The organism is Actinophytocola sp., from assembly GCF_050699915.1.
Classification (GTDB): Bacteria; Actinomycetota; Actinomycetes; order Mycobacteriales; family Pseudonocardiaceae; genus Actinophytocola.
Genome location: NZ_JBOHGA010000161.1, coordinates 1 through 15,334, shown reverse-complemented (window position 1 = coordinate 15,334; position 15,334 = coordinate 1). Strand labels below are relative to the sequence as shown.

The 15,334-nt window shown below is 68.2% G+C and carries 28 protein-coding genes; all 28 read left to right on the top strand.

The genetic code is table 11. The features are described 5' to 3' along the window. Window positions 1-163: 163 nt before the first annotated feature. The 28 genes from rplP to truA all read left to right on the top strand — a co-directional run bounded on the left by rplP (window position 164) and on the right by truA (window position 15,161). Window positions 164-583, top strand: a complete 420-nt coding sequence (gene rplP, locus ACRDSK_RS24035) for a 50S ribosomal protein L16 (protein WP_431443501.1) — start codon at window positions 164-166, stop codon at window positions 581-583. After that, window positions 583-831 carry a 50S ribosomal protein L29 gene (rpmC, locus tag ACRDSK_RS24030; protein WP_431443500.1) on the top strand — a complete coding sequence of 83 codons (249 nt, stop codon included), beginning with the start codon at window positions 583-585 and terminating at the stop codon, window positions 829-831. Before rplP ends, rpmC begins: the two co-directional genes overlap by 1 nt. Then, on the top strand, window positions 828-1,109 hold the full coding sequence (gene rpsQ / locus ACRDSK_RS24025) for a 30S ribosomal protein S17 (RefSeq protein WP_431443499.1): 282 nt from the start codon (window positions 828-830) through the stop codon (window positions 1,107-1,109). Before rpmC ends, rpsQ begins: the two co-directional genes overlap by 4 nt. Further along, window positions 1,106-1,474, top strand: a complete 369-nt coding sequence (rplN, locus tag ACRDSK_RS24020; protein ID WP_431443498.1) for a 50S ribosomal protein L14 — start codon at window positions 1,106-1,108, stop codon at window positions 1,472-1,474. Before rpsQ ends, rplN begins: the two co-directional genes overlap by 4 nt. 66 nt (window positions 1,475-1,540) lie before the next feature. Beyond that, window positions 1,541-1,876: a 50S ribosomal protein L24 gene (gene rplX, locus ACRDSK_RS24015; protein ID WP_431443497.1), complete on the top strand. Its 336-nt coding sequence runs from the start codon at window positions 1,541-1,543 to the stop codon at window positions 1,874-1,876. A 2-nt stretch (window positions 1,877-1,878) separates the two neighbouring features. After that, window positions 1,879-2,475 carry a 50S ribosomal protein L5 gene (gene rplE / locus ACRDSK_RS24010; protein ID WP_431443496.1) on the top strand — a complete coding sequence of 199 codons (597 nt, stop codon included), beginning with the start codon at window positions 1,879-1,881 and terminating at the stop codon, window positions 2,473-2,475. Beyond that, window positions 2,475-2,660 carry a type Z 30S ribosomal protein S14 gene (locus ACRDSK_RS24005; protein ID WP_075126570.1) on the top strand — a complete coding sequence of 62 codons (186 nt, stop codon included), beginning with the start codon at window positions 2,475-2,477 and terminating at the stop codon, window positions 2,658-2,660. The genes rplE and ACRDSK_RS24005 overlap by 1 nt, the downstream gene beginning before the upstream one ends. Window positions 2,661-2,745: 85 nt before the next feature. Continuing rightward, the gene (rpsH, locus tag ACRDSK_RS24000) at window positions 2,746-3,144 is read left to right on the top strand and encodes a 30S ribosomal protein S8 (RefSeq protein ID WP_431443495.1); all 399 of its coding nucleotides are present in this window, start codon (window positions 2,746-2,748) and stop codon (window positions 3,142-3,144) included. An 11-nt stretch (window positions 3,145-3,155) separates the two neighbouring features. Further along, complete coding sequence (gene rplF, locus ACRDSK_RS23995) at window positions 3,156-3,695, top strand: 50S ribosomal protein L6 (protein WP_431443494.1); 540 nt, start codon at window positions 3,156-3,158, stop codon at window positions 3,693-3,695. Then, window positions 3,692-4,099, top strand: coding sequence for a 50S ribosomal protein L18 (rplR, locus tag ACRDSK_RS23990; RefSeq protein WP_431443493.1), 408 nt, complete (start codon window positions 3,692-3,694; stop codon window positions 4,097-4,099). Before rplF ends, rplR begins: the two co-directional genes overlap by 4 nt. Window positions 4,100-4,130: 31 nt before the next feature. Further along, on the top strand, window positions 4,131-4,778 hold the full coding sequence (rpsE, locus tag ACRDSK_RS23985; RefSeq protein ID WP_431443492.1) for a 30S ribosomal protein S5: 648 nt from the start codon (window positions 4,131-4,133) through the stop codon (window positions 4,776-4,778). A gap of 4 nt (window positions 4,779-4,782) precedes the next feature. Beyond that, entirely contained in the window at window positions 4,783-4,965 is a 183-nt protein-coding gene (rpmD, locus tag ACRDSK_RS23980) for a 50S ribosomal protein L30 (protein WP_431443491.1), read from the top strand. Between the two features lie 76 nt (window positions 4,966-5,041). Continuing rightward, window positions 5,042-5,488, top strand: coding sequence for a 50S ribosomal protein L15 (rplO, locus tag ACRDSK_RS23975; RefSeq protein ID WP_431443490.1), 447 nt, complete (start codon window positions 5,042-5,044; stop codon window positions 5,486-5,488). A gap of 269 nt (window positions 5,489-5,757) precedes the next feature. Continuing rightward, entirely contained in the window at window positions 5,758-7,059 is a 1,302-nt protein-coding gene (gene secY / locus ACRDSK_RS23970; protein WP_431443489.1) for a preprotein translocase subunit SecY, read from the top strand. Then, window positions 7,056-7,610, top strand: coding sequence for an adenylate kinase (locus tag ACRDSK_RS23965; RefSeq protein ID WP_431443488.1), 555 nt, complete (start codon window positions 7,056-7,058; stop codon window positions 7,608-7,610). The genes secY and ACRDSK_RS23965 overlap by 4 nt, the downstream gene beginning before the upstream one ends. 56 nt (window positions 7,611-7,666) lie before the next feature. Then, window positions 7,667-8,434, top strand: a complete 768-nt coding sequence (gene map / locus ACRDSK_RS23960; RefSeq protein WP_431443503.1) for a type I methionyl aminopeptidase — start codon at window positions 7,667-7,669, stop codon at window positions 8,432-8,434. A 16-nt stretch (window positions 8,435-8,450) separates the two neighbouring features. Beyond that, window positions 8,451-9,392: a toll/interleukin-1 receptor domain-containing protein gene (locus ACRDSK_RS23955; protein ID WP_431443487.1), complete on the top strand. Its 942-nt coding sequence runs from the start codon at window positions 8,451-8,453 to the stop codon at window positions 9,390-9,392. A gap of 4 nt (window positions 9,393-9,396) precedes the next feature. Then, the gene (locus ACRDSK_RS23950; protein ID WP_431443486.1) at window positions 9,397-9,975 is read left to right on the top strand and encodes a hypothetical protein; all 579 of its coding nucleotides are present in this window, start codon (window positions 9,397-9,399) and stop codon (window positions 9,973-9,975) included. Beyond that, window positions 9,963-10,163, top strand: coding sequence for a DUF6186 family protein (locus ACRDSK_RS23945; RefSeq protein ID WP_431443485.1), 201 nt, complete (start codon window positions 9,963-9,965; stop codon window positions 10,161-10,163). Before ACRDSK_RS23950 ends, ACRDSK_RS23945 begins: the two co-directional genes overlap by 13 nt. Before the next feature lie 143 nt (window positions 10,164-10,306). Then, on the top strand, window positions 10,307-10,528 hold the full coding sequence (infA, locus tag ACRDSK_RS23940; protein ID WP_005166804.1) for a translation initiation factor IF-1: 222 nt from the start codon (window positions 10,307-10,309) through the stop codon (window positions 10,526-10,528). Between the two features lie 15 nt (window positions 10,529-10,543). Next, window positions 10,544-10,657 (top strand): 50S ribosomal protein L36, encoded by a 114-nt coding sequence (rpmJ, locus tag ACRDSK_RS23935; protein WP_010148647.1) that lies wholly within the window; start codon window positions 10,544-10,546, stop codon window positions 10,655-10,657. A 158-nt stretch (window positions 10,658-10,815) separates the two neighbouring features. Then, window positions 10,816-11,196 (top strand): 30S ribosomal protein S13, encoded by a 381-nt coding sequence (rpsM, locus tag ACRDSK_RS23930; protein WP_431443484.1) that lies wholly within the window; start codon window positions 10,816-10,818, stop codon window positions 11,194-11,196. Between the two features lie 59 nt (window positions 11,197-11,255). Continuing rightward, complete coding sequence (locus ACRDSK_RS23925) at window positions 11,256-11,387, top strand: hypothetical protein (protein WP_431443483.1); 132 nt, start codon at window positions 11,256-11,258, stop codon at window positions 11,385-11,387. 18 nt (window positions 11,388-11,405) lie between these two features. Next, the gene (gene rpsK, locus ACRDSK_RS23920) at window positions 11,406-11,813 is read left to right on the top strand and encodes a 30S ribosomal protein S11 (protein WP_431443482.1); all 408 of its coding nucleotides are present in this window, start codon (window positions 11,406-11,408) and stop codon (window positions 11,811-11,813) included. Window positions 11,814-11,834: 21 nt separating this feature from the next. Next, window positions 11,835-12,440 (top strand): 30S ribosomal protein S4, encoded by a 606-nt coding sequence (gene rpsD / locus ACRDSK_RS23915; RefSeq protein WP_431443481.1) that lies wholly within the window; start codon window positions 11,835-11,837, stop codon window positions 12,438-12,440. A 92-nt stretch (window positions 12,441-12,532) separates the two neighbouring features. Beyond that, entirely contained in the window at window positions 12,533-13,585 is a 1,053-nt protein-coding gene (locus ACRDSK_RS23910) for a DNA-directed RNA polymerase subunit alpha (RefSeq protein ID WP_431443480.1), read from the top strand. Then, window positions 13,585-14,304, top strand: coding sequence for a 50S ribosomal protein L17 (gene rplQ / locus ACRDSK_RS23905; protein ID WP_431443479.1), 720 nt, complete (start codon window positions 13,585-13,587; stop codon window positions 14,302-14,304). The genes ACRDSK_RS23910 and rplQ overlap by 1 nt, the downstream gene beginning before the upstream one ends. Window positions 14,305-14,363: 59 nt before the next feature. Next, window positions 14,364-15,161, top strand: a complete 798-nt coding sequence (gene truA, locus ACRDSK_RS23900; protein ID WP_431443502.1) for a tRNA pseudouridine(38-40) synthase TruA — start codon at window positions 14,364-14,366, stop codon at window positions 15,159-15,161. Window positions 15,162-15,334 lie beyond the last annotated feature (173 nt).

Here is a 15,334-nt window from a genome sequence, read left to right as displayed (position 1 = left end):
GGGCACCACTCCGACCAGCACCGAGGCCGGTCGGGCCGCCGCCGAGGCGAGTGCCGCGAGCGCCGCCTCGCAGCAGGCCGACAGCGCCGCGACGGAGACCGTCGCGCCCGAGGCGCCGTCGGTGAACGGGAACGGCAACGCGAACAACGGGGAGGGCTGAGCCGTGCTCATCCCACGCAAGGTTCGCCACCGCAAGCAGCACCACCCCAAGCGCGGCGGTGCGGCCAAGGGTGGCACCAAGGTCAGCTTCGGTGAGTTCGGGATTCAGGCGCTCACCTCTGCCTACGTGACCAACCGGCAGATCGAGTCCGCTCGTATCGCCATCAACCGGCACATCCGTCGTGGCGGCAAGGTGTGGATCAACATCTTCCCGGACCGGCCGCTGACGAAGAAGCCCGCCGAGACCCGCATGGGTTCCGGCAAGGGCTCGCCGGAGCACTGGATCGCCAACGTGAAGCCCGGCCGGGTCATGTTCGAGCTGAGCTTCCCGAACGAGACGGTCGCCCGTGAGGCGCTGACTCGTGCGATCCACAAGCTCCCGATGAAGTGCCGCATCGTGACGCGTGAAGGTGGTGACTTCTGATGGCCGCTGGTACTCAGGCCGCCGAGATGCGTGAGCTCAACGACGAGGAGCTGGTACTGCGCCTGCGGGAGTCGAAGGAAGAGCTGTTCAACCTTCGGTTCCAGATGGCCACCGGGCAGATGGACAACAACCGGCGGCTGCGTACGGTCCGGCACGACATCGCCCGGATCTACACCGTGATGCGTGAGCGCGAGCTGGGCCTCTCGGTGTCGCCCGACGACGTGACGACTGATGAAGGTGCCGCATGAGCGAGACAACCGACACGCCGCAGCAGGCGCGCGGCCGGCGCAAGGTCCGTGAGGGCCTCGTCGTGTCCGACAAGATGAACAAGACGATCGTGGTCTCGCTCGAGGACCGCAAGAAGCACCCGCGCTACAGCAAGGTGCTGCGGTCCACGACGAAGGTCCAGGCGCACGACGAGGAGAACTCGGCCGGCGTCGGCGACCGCGTGCTGCTGATGGAGACCCGTCCGCTGTCTGCCACCAAGCGCTGGCGGCTGGTGGAGATCTTGGAGAGGGCAAAGTGATCCAGCAGGAGTCGCGACTGCGCGTCGCCGACAACACGGGTGCGAAGGAGATCCTCTGCATCCGCGTGCTCGGCGGGTCCGCGCGGCGCTACGCGGGCATCGGCGACATCATCGTCGCCACGGTCAAGGATGCGATGCCGGGCGCCGGGGTGAAGAAGGGCGACGTCGTCAAGGCGGTCATCGTCCGCACCAGCAAGGAGAAGCGCCGGCCGGACGGGTCCTACATCCGCTTCGACGAGAACGCCGCCGTGCTGATCAAGCCGGACAACGAGCCGCGCGGGACCCGCATCTTCGGACCGGTCGGTCGCGAGCTGCGCGACAAGAAGTTCATGAAGATCATCTCGCTGGCTCCGGAGGTGGTCTGAAGCCATGAATAAGCACAGTGATCAATTGATCTTCATTGTTTCGACGAGCGCCAGCGAGGAGGGGCGATGAAGATCAAGAAGGGTGACACCGTCGTTGTCATCCAGGGCAAGGACAAGGGCGCCAAGGGCAAGGTCATCCAGGCCTACCCCGGCATCCGCAAGGTCCTCGTCGAGGGCGTGAACCGGATCAAGAAGCACACCCGGGTGAGCCAGACGCAGCGCGGCGCCAAGAGCGGCGGCATCGTCACCCAGGAGGCCCCGATCGACGTCAGCAACGTGATGCTGGTCGTCGACGGGCACGCCGTCCGGGTCGGCTACGAGGTCAACGACGACGGCCGCAAGGTCCGCGTCGCCCGCGGCCCGCACGGCAAGGACAAGGACGGAAAGGCGAAGGAGGTCTGATCATGAGCCCAGTGTCGACGCGCGACTCCGCAAGCGAGTCTTCGGGCGAGAAGATCGCCCCGCGCCTCAAGACCCGTTACCGCGAGGAGATCACCACCGCCCTGCAGGAGGAGTTCTCCTTCTCCAACGCCATGCAGGTCCCGCGCGTGGTCAAGGTCGTGGTGAACATGGGCGTCGGCGACGCCGCCCGCGACGGCAAGCTGATCGAGGGCGCGGTCAAGGACCTGGCCCTGATCACCGGCCAGAAGCCCCAGGTGCGCAAGGCCCGCCAGTCCATCGCGCAGTTCAAGCTGCGCGAGGGCATGCCGATCGGCGCCAAGGTCACCCTGCGGGGGGACCGGATGTGGGAGTTCCTGGACCGGCTGCTGACGATCGCGCTGCCGCGTATCCGTGACTTCCGTGGCCTGTCGCCGAAGCAGTTCGACGGCAACGGCAACTACACCTTCGGTCTCAACGAGCAGTCGATGTTCCACGAGATCAACCCGGACTCGATCGACCGCCAGCGTGGGATGGACATCACGGTCGTCACCACGGCGATCAACGACACGGAGGGTCGGGCGCTGCTGCGGCGCCTGGGCTTCCCGTTCAGGGAGAACTGATGGCCAAGAAGGCTCTGGTCCACAAGGCCGCGCAGAAGCCCAAGTTCAAGGTTCGCGGGTACACGCGCTGCCAGCGGTGTGGCCGCCCGCGCGCGGTGTTCCGCAAGTTCGGCCTCTGCCGGGTGTGCCTGCGCGAGATGGCCCACCGCGGCGAGCTGCCCGGCGTGAACAAGTCCAGCTGGTAACGCACAAATCGCCACAGGCCCGCCGCGTCTTCCGGGACACCGGACCCAAGCGAGGAACCATGGCGAGAAAGGTTGACAGGTCACCATGACGATGACCGACCCGATCGCAGACTTCTTGACACGTCTGCGCAACGCGAACTCGGCGTACCACGACGAGGTCGTCCTGCCGCACTCCAAGCTCAAGGCGAACATCGCGGAGATCCTCCAGCGCGAGGGCTACATCGCGGGCTACCGCGATGAGGAGGGCGAGAAGGGCAAGGACCTCGTCGTCTCCCTGAAGTACGGCCCGAACCGCGAGCGCAGCATCGCCGGCCTCCGGCGCGTGTCCAAGCCTGGCCTTCGGGTCTACGCAAAGTCGGACGGACTGCCCAAGGTGCTCGGCGGCCTGGGCGTGGCGATCATCTCCACGTCCTCCGGGCTGCTGACCGACCGGCAGGCCAACAAGCAGCGAGTGGGCGGGGAAGTCCTCGCCTACGTCTGGTGAGGGGGTAGGACATGTCACGCATCGGAAAGCTGCCCATCCCCGTACCGTCCGGAGTGGACGTCAGCATCGAGGGCCAGCACGTCAGCGTCAAGGGTCCCAAGGGGACGCTCGCGCACACCGTGGCCGAGCCGATCACGGTCGAGCGCGGCGATGACGGCATCCTCGAGGTGAAGCGCCCCGACGACGACCGTCGCAACCGCGCGCTGCACGGTCTCACCCGGACGCTGGTCAACAACCTCGTCGTCGGCGTGACCCAGGGCTACGAGAAGAAGCTCGAGATCCACGGCGTCGGCTACCGCGTGCTGCTCAAGGGCTCGGACCTCGAGTTCTCGCTGGGCTTCAGCCACTCGGTCAAGGTCACCCCGCCCGAGGGCATCACCTTCGTGGTGGAGGGCCCGACCAGGTTCTCCGTCCAGGGCATCGACAAGCAGCGGGTCGGCGAGGTCGCGGCCAACATCCGCAAGCTGCGCAAGCCCGACCCGTACAAGGGTAAGGGCGTGCGGTACGCGGACGAGAAGATCCGCCGCAAGGTCGGAAAGACGGGTAAGTGATCATGAGCGAAGCGACTGTTACCAAGCGGAAGCCCGTCGGCCGGGACACCTCCACCCGGCGCCGGATCTCCAAGGCGCGCCGGCACTTCCGGGTGCGCCGCAAGGTCAGCGGCACGCCGGAGCGCCCCCGCCTCGTGGTGACCAGGTCGGCGCGGCACATCGTCGTCCAGCTGGTCGACGACCTGGCCGGGCGCACCCTGGCGTCGGCGTCGAGCCTGGAGGCCGACGTCCGTGCGCTGGACGGCGACAAGAAGGCACGCGCGGCCAAGGTCGGCGAGCTGGTGGCCGGCCGGGCGAAGAGCGCCGGCGTGACGAAGGTCGTGTTCGACCGCGGTGGCAACGACTACCACGGCCGGATCGCGGCGCTCGCCGACGCGGCCCGCGAAGGCGGGCTGGAGTTCTGATGTACATGCACAAGACGGGAAGGATCGCCTGATGCCGGGACGTTCGCGGCAATTCGGCGGCGGCCAGGGCGGCCCGGGCGGTGACAACCGCGGAGACCGCGGTGACCGTCGGGACCGCAGGGACCGTCGCGATGGGGGCCGTGGCGGGGCGGCCCAGGACAAGACCCCGCACCTCGAGCGCGTGGTGGCCATCAACCGGGTCGCCAAGGTCGTGAAGGGTGGTCGCCGGTTCAGCTTCACCGCGCTGGTCGTGGTGGGCGACGGCGACGGCATGGTCGGCGTCGGCTACGGCAAGGCGAAGGAGGTGCCGGCCGCGATCGCCAAGGGTGTCGAAGAGGCGAAGAAGAGCTTCTTCAAGGTCCCGCGGATCGCCGGCACCATCCCGCACCCGATCCAGGGTGAGCGGGCCGCCGGTGTCGTGCTCCTGAAGCCGGCCAGCGCCGGTACCGGCGTCATCGCCGGTGGCCCGGTGCGTGCCGTGCTGGAGTGCGCGGGCATCCACGACGTTCTGTCCAAGTCGCTCGGCAGCGACAACGCGATCAACATCGTGCACGCCACGGTGGCCGCGCTGAAGGGTCTGCAGCGTCCGGAGGAGGTCGCGGCGCGCCGTGGCCTGCCGCTGGAGGACGTGGCCCCGGCCGGCATGCTGCGTGCCCGGGTCGCCGGTCAGGGGGTGTGACGCCATGGCACAGCTCAAGGTGACGCAGGTCCGCAGCACGATCGGGACCAAGCGCAACCACCGTGAGTCGCTGCGGACGCTCGGCCTGCGCAAGATCCGGCAGACGACGGTCCGGGAGGACACCCCGCAGGTCCGCGGCCTGATCCACACGGTTCGCCACCTGGTGACCGTCGAGGAGGTCGACTGATGAGCGAGCTTGCGAGCGAATCCAATAGCACAGCGCCATCGGCCATGCGACCGACGAGCGCCAGCGAGGAGTGAGCATGGCCATCAAGATCCACCACCTGCGTCCCGCGCCCGGCGCGAAGACGGTGAAGCACCGCGTAGGCCGCGGTGAGGGTGGCAAGCGCGGTAAGACCGCCGGCCGCGGTACGAAGGGCACCAAGGCACGCAAGAACGTGCCGGCGCGCTTCGAGGGCGGCCAGATGCCGATCCACATGCGGCTGCCGAAGCTGCGTGGCTTCAAGAACCGGTTCCGGACCGAGTACCAGCCGGTGAACGTGGGCGACATCGCCCGGCTGTTCGCCGACGGGGGCAAGGTCGGCGTGGCCGAGCTCGTCGGCGCGGGCCTGGTCCGCAAGAACGAGCTGGTGAAGGTCCTCGGTGACGGTGACCTGAACGGCGTGAAGCTGGACGTCACCGCGCACAAGTTCTCCAAGAGCGCGGTCGAGAAGCTGTCCGCCGCCGGCGGCAGCTCGACCACCCTGTAGAGAAGCAGAGATACGACGTGAACGGCGCCTTCTTCGCACCAAGTGCGCGGGAGGCGTCGTTACCCGTCTCGGACGGTCTTCCGGTCTCCCGGGGGGTGCAAGCGCGCCACGCCGTCCTGTTAGAGTCGTTGACACGCTTCGGGAGGAGTGCCCCCCGAGGCGTTCTGGCTTGCCAGCGACCTGGTGGCCAGGCTTTTTGTTCCGGCCGGTAACCAACCGGCAAAGCCGATCGCCGGCGAGGAGCTGGCGACCGCCGAGGAGGTCCTTGCGTGCTCAGCGCTTTCCGCTCGGCTCTCGCGACGCCGGACCTGCGCCGCAAGATCCTTTTCACGCTGATGATCGTCGCGGTCTATCGGGTCGGCGCGCTCCTGCCGTCGCCCGGTGTGTCGTACCCCAACATCCAGAAGTGCATCGACGGGGTCGATGACCAGAGCATCTACCAGTTGCTGAACCTGTTCAGCGGCGGCGCTTTGCTGCAGCTGTCGGTGTTCGCGCTGGGGATCATGCCGTACATCACGGCGAGCATCATCATCCAGCTGCTGCGCGTGGTCATCCCGCGGTTCGAGCAGCTGCACAAGGAGGGCCAGTCCGGCCAGGCCAAGCTCACGCAGTACACCCGCTACCTGACGATCGGGCTCGGGATCCTGCAGGCCACCGGCATCGTGGCGATGGCCGACCGCGGCCAGCTCTTCGGCGACTGCCAGGACCCGATCATCCCGCAGAACTCCACGTTCGACCTGACGATGATCGTCATCACGATGACCGCCGGTACCGCGATCATCATGTGGTTCGGCGAGCTCATCACCGAGCGCGGCATCGGCAACGGCATGTCGCTGCTGATGTTCGTCAACATCGCGGCCCGCATCCCGGCCGAGGGCGGCAACATCCTGCGCAACGGCGGCGGCGTGATCTTCGCGGTCGTCTGCGCGTTCGGTCTGCTGATCATCATCGGCGTCGTGTTCCTCGAGCAGGGCCAGCGCCGCATCCCGGTGCAGTACGCCAAGCGCATGGTCGGCCGGCGGATGTACGGCGGCACGTCGACGTACCTGCCGATGAAGGTCAACCAGGCCGGCGTCATCCCGATCATCTTCGCGTCTTCGCTGTTGTACCTGCCCGACCTGGTCACCAGGCTCACCGGCAACACGAACAGCTGGTGGAGCCGGTTCGTCGCGGACCACCTGACGAGCCAGTCGGACTGGGTGCACATCCTGACGTACTTCGCGTTGATCATCTTCTTCACGTACTTCTACATCAGCATCCAGTTCAACCCCAACGAGCGCGCCGAGGACATGCGCAAGTACGGCGGCTTCATCCCGGGCATCCGCCCGGGCCGCCCGACCGCGGAGTACCTCAGCTTCGTGCTGAGCAGGATCACCCTGCCCGGCTCGATCTACCTCGGCATCATCGCCGTGCTCCCGAACTTCTTCCTCGACCTCACCGGCTCGGGGCAGAACCAGAACTTCCCGTTCGGCGGAACCGCTGTGCTGATCATGGTTGGCGTCGGCCTCGACACGGTCAAGCAGATCGAGAGCCAGCTGATGCAGCGCAACTATGAAGGGTTCCTCAAGTGACGCGACTCGTTCTCGTGGGTCCGCCAGGCGCGGGCAAGGGCACGCAGGCGAAGGCGCTGAGCGAGAGGTTGGCGATCCCGCACATCTCGACGGGAGATCTGTTCCGGGCGCACATCGGGGACGGGACCGAGCTGGGCCGGCGCGTCAAGCAGTACCTCGACGACGGTGACCTGGTGCCCGACGAAATCACCAACCAGCTGGTCGAGGAGCGCCTGGCGGAGCCCGACACCGACGCCGGCTTCCTGCTGGACGGCTTCCCGCGCAACGTCGGCCAGGCCGATGTGCTCAGCAAGGTCCTGGCCGAGTCGGACAAGAAGCTGGACGCGGTCGTGCAGCTGCAGGTCGACGAGGAAGCGGTGGTGGGCCGCCTGCTGGCCCGTGGCCGCGCGGACGACAACGAGGACGTCATCCGCAACCGGCAGCGGGTGTACCGGGCGGAGACCGCGCCGCTGCTCGACTACTACCGGGACATCCTGGTGAAGGTCGACGGTGTCGGCGAGGTCGAGGAGATCACCACGCGGGTGTTGACCGCGCTTCGCGATCGGACGTGACGCGAGGTGGGCTGCTCGATTCGCTGCGGCTGTCGATCCAGTCGTGGCGGGGTCGGATGATCGAGCTCAAGGCACCGGCCGAGCTCGAGGCGATGCGCGCGGCGGGCCTGGTGGTGGCGGCCGCGCTGAAGAACGTCACCGAGGCGGTGCGTCCCGGCGTCAGCACGGCGGAGCTGGACGAGATCGCCGAGCAGACCATCCGTGACGCCGGTGCCGTGCCGAGTTTCAAGGGCTACCACGGGTTTCCGGCGTCGATCTGCGCGTCGGTGAACGAGCAGATCGTGCACGGCATCCCGAGCACCGACCAGGTGCTGGTCGACGGCGACCTCCTGTCGATCGACTGCGGCGCCATCCTCGACGGCTGGCACGGCGACTCCGCCGTGACGTTGCCGGTCGGCCCGGCGAACCCCGCGGACCAGGCCCTGTCGGACGCGACGCGGACGGCCATGCTGGCGGGCATCGAGGCCGTCCGCCCGGATGGCCGGCTGACGGACGTGTCGCACGCGATCGAGAACGCCGTGCACGACGCGGAGCGAGCGGACGGCCGGCGCTACGGGATCATCCGCGAGTACGGCGGCCACGGCATCGGCCGGGCGATGCACATGGAGCCGTTCCTGCCGAACTACGGCAAGCCGGGCAAGGGCCCCAAACTACGAGTAGGCATGGCGATAGCCATCGAGCCGATGCTCACCTTGGGCGGCGAACGCACGGAAGAGCTGTCGGACGGCTGGACGGTCATCACAGTCGACGGCTCGCGAGCCGCGCACTGGGAACACACGGTGGCCATCACCGAAGACGGCCCCTGGGTCCTGACCGCCCCCTGACGGGGAGAATGGTCCCGTGAGCGGTGTCTTCTTCGCCTACAGCCGCGCCGACCATGAGGTCGTGACCCGCCTGGTGGTCGACCTCGCCACGCACGGCGTGGATGTCTGGCTGGATCAGGACCTCGTCGGCGGCGAACTGTGGTGGGAGGCGATCCTGCGCAACATCCGGAACGCCTCAGCGGTCGTCTTCGCGTTGTCCAATCACGCCTGGCGGTCGGAGCCGTGTCGCCTCGAAGTCGACTACGCACAGCGCCTGGGCATCCCGGTCCGGTACATCCGGGTGGGTCCGTTCGAGGGCTCCCGCCGGTTCGCCGGACTGGGTGGCCTGCTCGACTACGCCGACGGCGAGGTCGCGAGCCTGGCCCGGGAGCTGACCCGGTGCACGGCCAGTCCGGTCCGGCCTCCCGACCCCCTGCCCGAGCCGCCAAAGCTGCCGTCGGCATATTCCGTGCGTCCAGGAGAACCGGCTCCCCCGGATCTGCCCGACCCGGCGGCGTGGTCTCGCGGCGGCGTGTTCGTCAGCTACCGACGGGAGGGCGCCGGCCACATCGCTGGCCGGATCGCGGACCGGCTGGCCGGCCGGTTCGGCGAGGGCCAGGTCTTCATCGACGTCGAGTCGATCGAGCTCGGCCTGGACTTCCGGCAGGTCATCGCCGAAGCGATCGACCGGTGCGAGGTCCTGCTCGCCATCATCGGCCCTGGCTGGTCGACGGCACGGCTCAGCGAACCCGGAGACCTTGTTCGCGTGGAGATCGAGACCGCGCTACGGCGTGGGATCCGAGTCATCCCGGTGCTCGTCGACGACGCCGAGATGCCTCGCACGAAGGACCTGCCCGCGAGCCTGGCCGGACTGACGCACCGGCACGCTACGACGATCCGCCACGTCACCTTCCGCCAGGACGTCACTCGCCTGGTGGACGTCCTCGGCAGGATTCTGCCCAATCGGGTGCAGGATTGACCATGTGCCGCAGGAGCGAGAAACCAAGTCCCGCCGCTGGTGGCTGACCAGGCCGTTCCTGATCATCGTGATCGCCGGTGGCTTCCACGTGGGACGTGGCGCGCCGGTGGACGGCGTCATCTTCCTGGGCACCGCCGTCGCGCTGGCCATCGCCGAGCTGCGCGAGCCTCGGCCGCCCCGCACCCGGGAGGTGCCGGCGGCCTTCGCCTTGATGGCGGTTCCAGTGGGCGCCGTGACCGCGACGTGGCGGCCCGGCACGGTGCCGGTCGCGGTGGCGGTCGCGACCGCCGGCCCGCCCATGCTCTACCTCGCCATGAAGGCCGGCGGCCATCGGGAGCGCGCGGACGCCGGCAGGTGGTGGCCGTGGGCCGTGACTGGGGTCACAATCTGTCTCTGGGAGCTCGCCTCGTTCCTCCAACAGAGTGATCCCGCGACGGCGAACCCTGATCATCCGACGGTGAGCGCGATCCTCGAGCCACTCTTCCAGAGCAACCCCGCGCGGGCGGTGATGATCATCCTCTGGCTCGCCGCCGGCGTGCTGCTCGCCAGGTTGATGTTGCGGAGCCGATCATGCGTGCGCTGACGATCTCAGTGTTTGCCCTGCTCAGCGGAGGCCTGGTGGTGCTGGACCTGCTCGGCAGGCGCCCCGGCTCGAGGCTGTCGACGGCCGGCCGGCTGCTCCGTTCGGCCCTGCACAACCGGCCCGCGCTCGTCCTCGTGGTGCTCGGGTGGTGGTGGTTCGGGTGGCATTTCATCGTTTCGGGGGGCTGACTTCTTCTCGTTACGATGAGTGCGTACACTGGTCCGGTGGCGCATCCTGTTGCGCCGATTCCGTCATGCTCATCCAGCGCAAGCAGGGTTCATGCAGGGCGGTATGTGTTTGACCACGTAGTAGAGCACGAAACGCGGAGGACATGGGCAAGAAGGACGGGGCCATCGAGGTCGAAGGCCGTGTGGTCGAGCCGCTCCCCAACGCGATGTTCCGTGTCGAGTTGGAGAACGGGCACAAGGTTCTCGCACACATCAGCGGCAAGATGCGCCAGCACTACATCCGCATCTTGCCTGAGGACCGGGTGGTCGTGGAGCTGTCGCCCTACGACCTGTCCCGCGGCCGCATCGTCTACCGCTACAAATAGGGCGCCAGGAGAACAGTGAAGGTCCAGCCGAGCGTCAAGAAGATCTGCGACAAGTGCAAAGTGATCCGCCGTCACGGGCGGGTCATGGTGATCTGCGAGAACCTGCGCCACAAGCAGCGCCAGGGCTGAGCAGTCCCGCACTACCGCAGCGGACGCACAAGTGAAGATGCCCTCTCCACACCTGCCGGGTCACACGGACCCGGTTCACCCTCGGACCAGGCCGGGGCCCGGACAGCAACCCGGGGCGGTTGGAGAGCAGACCTGGAGACAACGGAACTAGAGGAGACATGGCACGAGTTGCTGGCGTCGACCTCCCCCGCGAGAAGCGGATGGAGATCGCGCTGACCTACATCTACGGCATCGGCCGTACCCGCTCGAAGGAGCTGCTTGTCGCGACGGGCATCAGCCCGGACCTTCGCGCCAAGGACCTGTCCGATGAGGACGTGTCCAAGCTCCGCGACCACATCGAGGCCAACTACCGCGTCGAGGGTGACCTGCGACGCGAGGTCAACGCCGACATTCGTCGAAAGATCGAGATCGGCTGCTACGAAGGCCTGCGGTGGCGCCGCGGTCTGCCAGTCCGCGGTCAGCGGACCAAGACCAACGCCCGCACCCGCAAGGGCCCCAAGAAGACCGTCGCCGGCAAGAAGAAGGCTGGGAAGAAGTGACCAAGAGCCGCGGCACCGTGGTGTCCGTCGTCCCGCAGAGGCGACGCAACCGTCAGTTCGTGGCCTTGCAGGTTGCGCCCAAGAGCGCGCGCCCGCAGGCACTTCGGGATCTCTACCTGGACGCGGGCACCCGCATCCGGCGCGCCGACGAGTCGGCGCAGATCCCGGTCGCCCCACAGACCTCGCGCTAACCAGGAGATATCCAAGACATGCCACCGAAGTCTCGGACTGGCGCCGGAGTCAAGAAGGTCCGGCGCAAGGAGAAGAAGAACGTCTCTCATGGGCACGCCCACATCAAGAGCACGTTCAACAACACGATCGTCTCGATCACCGACCCGACCGGCAACGTGATCAGCTGGGCCTCCAGCGGTCACGTCGGCTTCAAGGGCTCGCGCAAGTCGACGCCGTTCGCGGCGCAGATGGCCGCCGAGAACGCCGCGCGCAAGGCCGCCGAGCACGGCATGCGCAAGGTCGACGTTTTCGTCAAGGGCCCCGGCTCCGGCCGGGAGACCGCGATCCGGTCGCTGCAGGCGGCCGGCCTCGAGGTCGGGACCATCCAGGACGTGACCCCGCAGCCGCACAACGGCTGCCGGCCGCCGAAGCGGCGTCGGGTCTAGGCGCGGGGAGGAGTAGAGAACATGGCTCGTTACACCGGCCCCGCGACCCGCAAGTCGCGACGTCTCAAGGTCGACCTCGTCGGCGGCGACCGTGCCTTCGAGCGCCGCCCCTACCCGCCCGGCCAGCACGGCCGCGGACGGATCAAGGAGAGCGAGTACCTGCTTCAGCTACAGGAGAAGCAGAAGGCCCGTTTCACCTACGGCGTGCTGGAGCGGCAGTTCCGCCGCTACTACGAGCAGGCCGCGCGCACCAAGGGCAAGACCGGTGAGGCGCTGCTGCAGCTGCTCGAGTCCCGGCTGGACAACGTGGTCTACCGCGCCGGCCTGGCCCGCACCCGTCGGCAGGCCCGGCAGCTGGTCAGCCACGGCCACTTCATCGTGAACGGCAAGCGCGTCAACGTGCCGAGCTTCCAGGTGTCGAAGTTCGACATCATCGATGTGAAGCAGAAGTCGATGAACAGCCTGCCCTTCGTCGCGGCCAAGGAGTCCTTCGGCGATCGGCCGATTCCGGGCTGGCTGCAGGTCGTGCAGGCCAACCTGCGGATCCTCGTGCACCAGCTGCCCGAGCGGGCGCAGATCGACGTGCCCGTGCAGGAGCAGCTGATCGTCGAGTTCTACTCGAAGTGATTCACCCGGGAGGCGGCCCCGCGCCGCCTCCCGGCTCATCTCCGGTGGGCGTCAAATAGCGGTCGCCCCTCGAGGTTAAGGAAACCAAGAAAGTGCTGATTTCACAGCGGCCCTCGCTCGGCGAGGAGCCGGTCAACGAGACGCGCTCCCGGTTCACCATCGAGCCGCTCGAGCCGGGCTTCGGCTACACCCTCGGCAACTCGCTGCGCCGCACGTTGCTGTCCTCCATCCCCGGCGCTTCGGTGACCAGCATCCGCATCGACGGCGTGCTGCACGAGTTCACCACCGTGCCCGGTGTGAAGGAGGACGTCACCGACATCATCCTGAACCTCAAGGAGCTCGTGGTCAGCTCCGAGGAGGACGAGCCGGTGACCATGTACCTGCGCAAGCAGGGCCCGGGCGAGGTGACCGCCGGCGACATCGTGCCGCCGGCCGGCGTCACCGTGCACAACCCCGACCTGCACATCGCGACCCTGAACGGCAAGGGCAAGCTGGAGATCGAGCTCGTCGTCGAGCGCGGTCGCGGCTACGTCCCGGCCGTGCAGAACAAGCAGGCCGGCGCCGAGATCGGCCGGATTCCGGTCGACTCGATCTACTCGCCGGTGCTGCGGGTCACGTACAAGGTCGAGGCCACCCGTGTCGAGCAGCGCACCGACTTCGACCGGCTGATCCTCGACGTCGAGACCAAGCCCTCGATCACCCCGCGGGACGCCGTCGCGTCGGCCGGCAAGACGCTGGTCGAGCTGTTCGGCCTGGCCCGCGAGCTGAACGTGGACGCCGAGGGGATCGAGATCGGCCCGTCGCCGCAGGAGGCGGACACCATCGCCGCCTACGCGATGCCGATCGAGGACCTCGACCTCACCGTGCGTTCGTACAACTGCCTCAAGCGCGAGGGCATCCACACCGTGGGTGAGCTCGTCTCGCGCAGCGAGGCCGACCTGCTGGACATCCGCAACTTCGGTGCGAAGTCGATCGACGAGGTCAAGATGAAGCTCGTCGGCCTCGGTCTCGCGCTGAAGGACAGCCCGCCCGGGTTCGACCCGACCACCGCCGCTTCCGACTACGCGAGCGAGGGTTGGTCCGACACGGTCAGCGATGCCGGCACCGACGATGGCCAGGACTACGCGGAGACGGAGCAGTTGTAATGCCCACGCCAACCAAGGGCGCCCGCCTGGGCGGCTCTCCGGCGCACGAGCGGCTGATGCTGGCGAACCTCGCCACCTCGCTGTTCGAGCACGGCCGGATCACCACCACCCAGGCCAAGGCGCGGCGGCTGCGGCCGTTCGCCGAGCGCTTGATCACCAAGGCCAAGCGTGGCGACCTGCACAACCGCCGGATGATCATGCGAGTGATCCGGGACAAGACGGTCGTGCACCGCCTCTGCACCGAGATCGGCCCATTCTTCAACGACCGCGAGGGTGGCTACACGCGGATCACGAAGACGTTGCCGCGCAAGGGCGACAACGCGCCGATGGCGATCATCGAGCTCATCCGGGACAAGACTGTCACCGCGGAGGCCGAGGCCGCCCGCTCGACCAAGTTCGCCGCGGACGAGAAGAAGAAGTCCGCGTCGAAGGCGCCGGCCGCGGAGTCGGCGGAGGTCCCCGAGACCGCGACCGACGTCGTGGTCGAGGAGAGCGAGTCCGACGACGAGCACCCCTTCGGCACCGGCAGCCACGCCGCGCTCGAGGACGGCTCCGAGCCGGCCGGCTTCCCGATCAAGGGCAACGCCGACTCGATGCTGTTCCACACGCCGGACAGCGAGTACTACGACCGCACGGTCGCCGAGGTCTGGTTCAAGACCGAGGAAGACGCGGAGAAGGCGGGCTTCTCGAAGCCGCCGTCGCAGGAGGACGAGTCCTGAGCTTCGCTTCGAACGAGCCCGCCATCCCCGTTGGGGGTGGCGGGCTCGTTCGCTTTCGGCTGGACATCTCCTACGACGGCACGGACTTCTCCGGCTGGGCGCGCCAGCCCTCCCGGCGCACGGTGTGCGGCGTGCTCGAGGACACGATGTCCATGGTGCTGCGCGAGGACGTCCGGCTGACGGTCGCCGGTCGTACCGACGCCGGCGTGCACGCGTCCGGGCAGGTGGCGCACTGCGACCTGCCGGCCGTGCCGGAACACTTCCCCGACCGCCTCGCCCGGGCGCTGCCCGCCGACGTCCGCGTCCGCGCGGTGCACCCGGCGCCGCCCGGCTTCGACGCACGCTTCTCCGCGGTGCGGCGCCACTACGTCTACCGGGTGTGCGACCGCCAGTGGGAGGCGGATCCGTTGCGGCGCCGGGACACCGTGACGTGGCCGCGCCCGCTGTCCCTGCCGGCACTCAACGAGGCGGCCGCGCTTCTGTTGGGGGAGCACGACTTCGCCGCGTTCTGCAAGCGCCGCGAGGGCGCCACGACGATCCGCGAGCTGCAGCGCCTGACGTGGACCCGGCTGCCGGACCGTGCGCTCGCCGCGTCGGTGGCGGCGGACGCGTTCTGCCACTCGATGGTGCGCAGCCTGGTGGGCGCGCTGCTGGCCGTGGGGGAGGGCCGCAAGCCGGCGGACTGGCCGGCCTCCCTGCTGACGGCGCGAACCCGCGCCAGTGCGGTCGCCGTCGCCCCGGCACACGGCCTGACCCTGGTCGCGGTGGACTACCCCCCGGCCGACCAGCTGGCGGCCCGCGCGGACGCGACACGAAAGGTGCGGACCGCGGCCGCCGGCCCCCGGAATCAAGCCTAGCGAGCTGCACCGACGATTCCGGCCGCCGGACATCGGCGCCTGTGGACAACTCCGGCCACGCGGGGCCCCCCCGTTTTCCAGCCTAGCGACGACCACCGACGATTCCGGTGGATCGTGACCGGGGCTGTGGACAGGCGGCCGAGCAAGCGGCACAGAACGGCACGAAGCGGCGC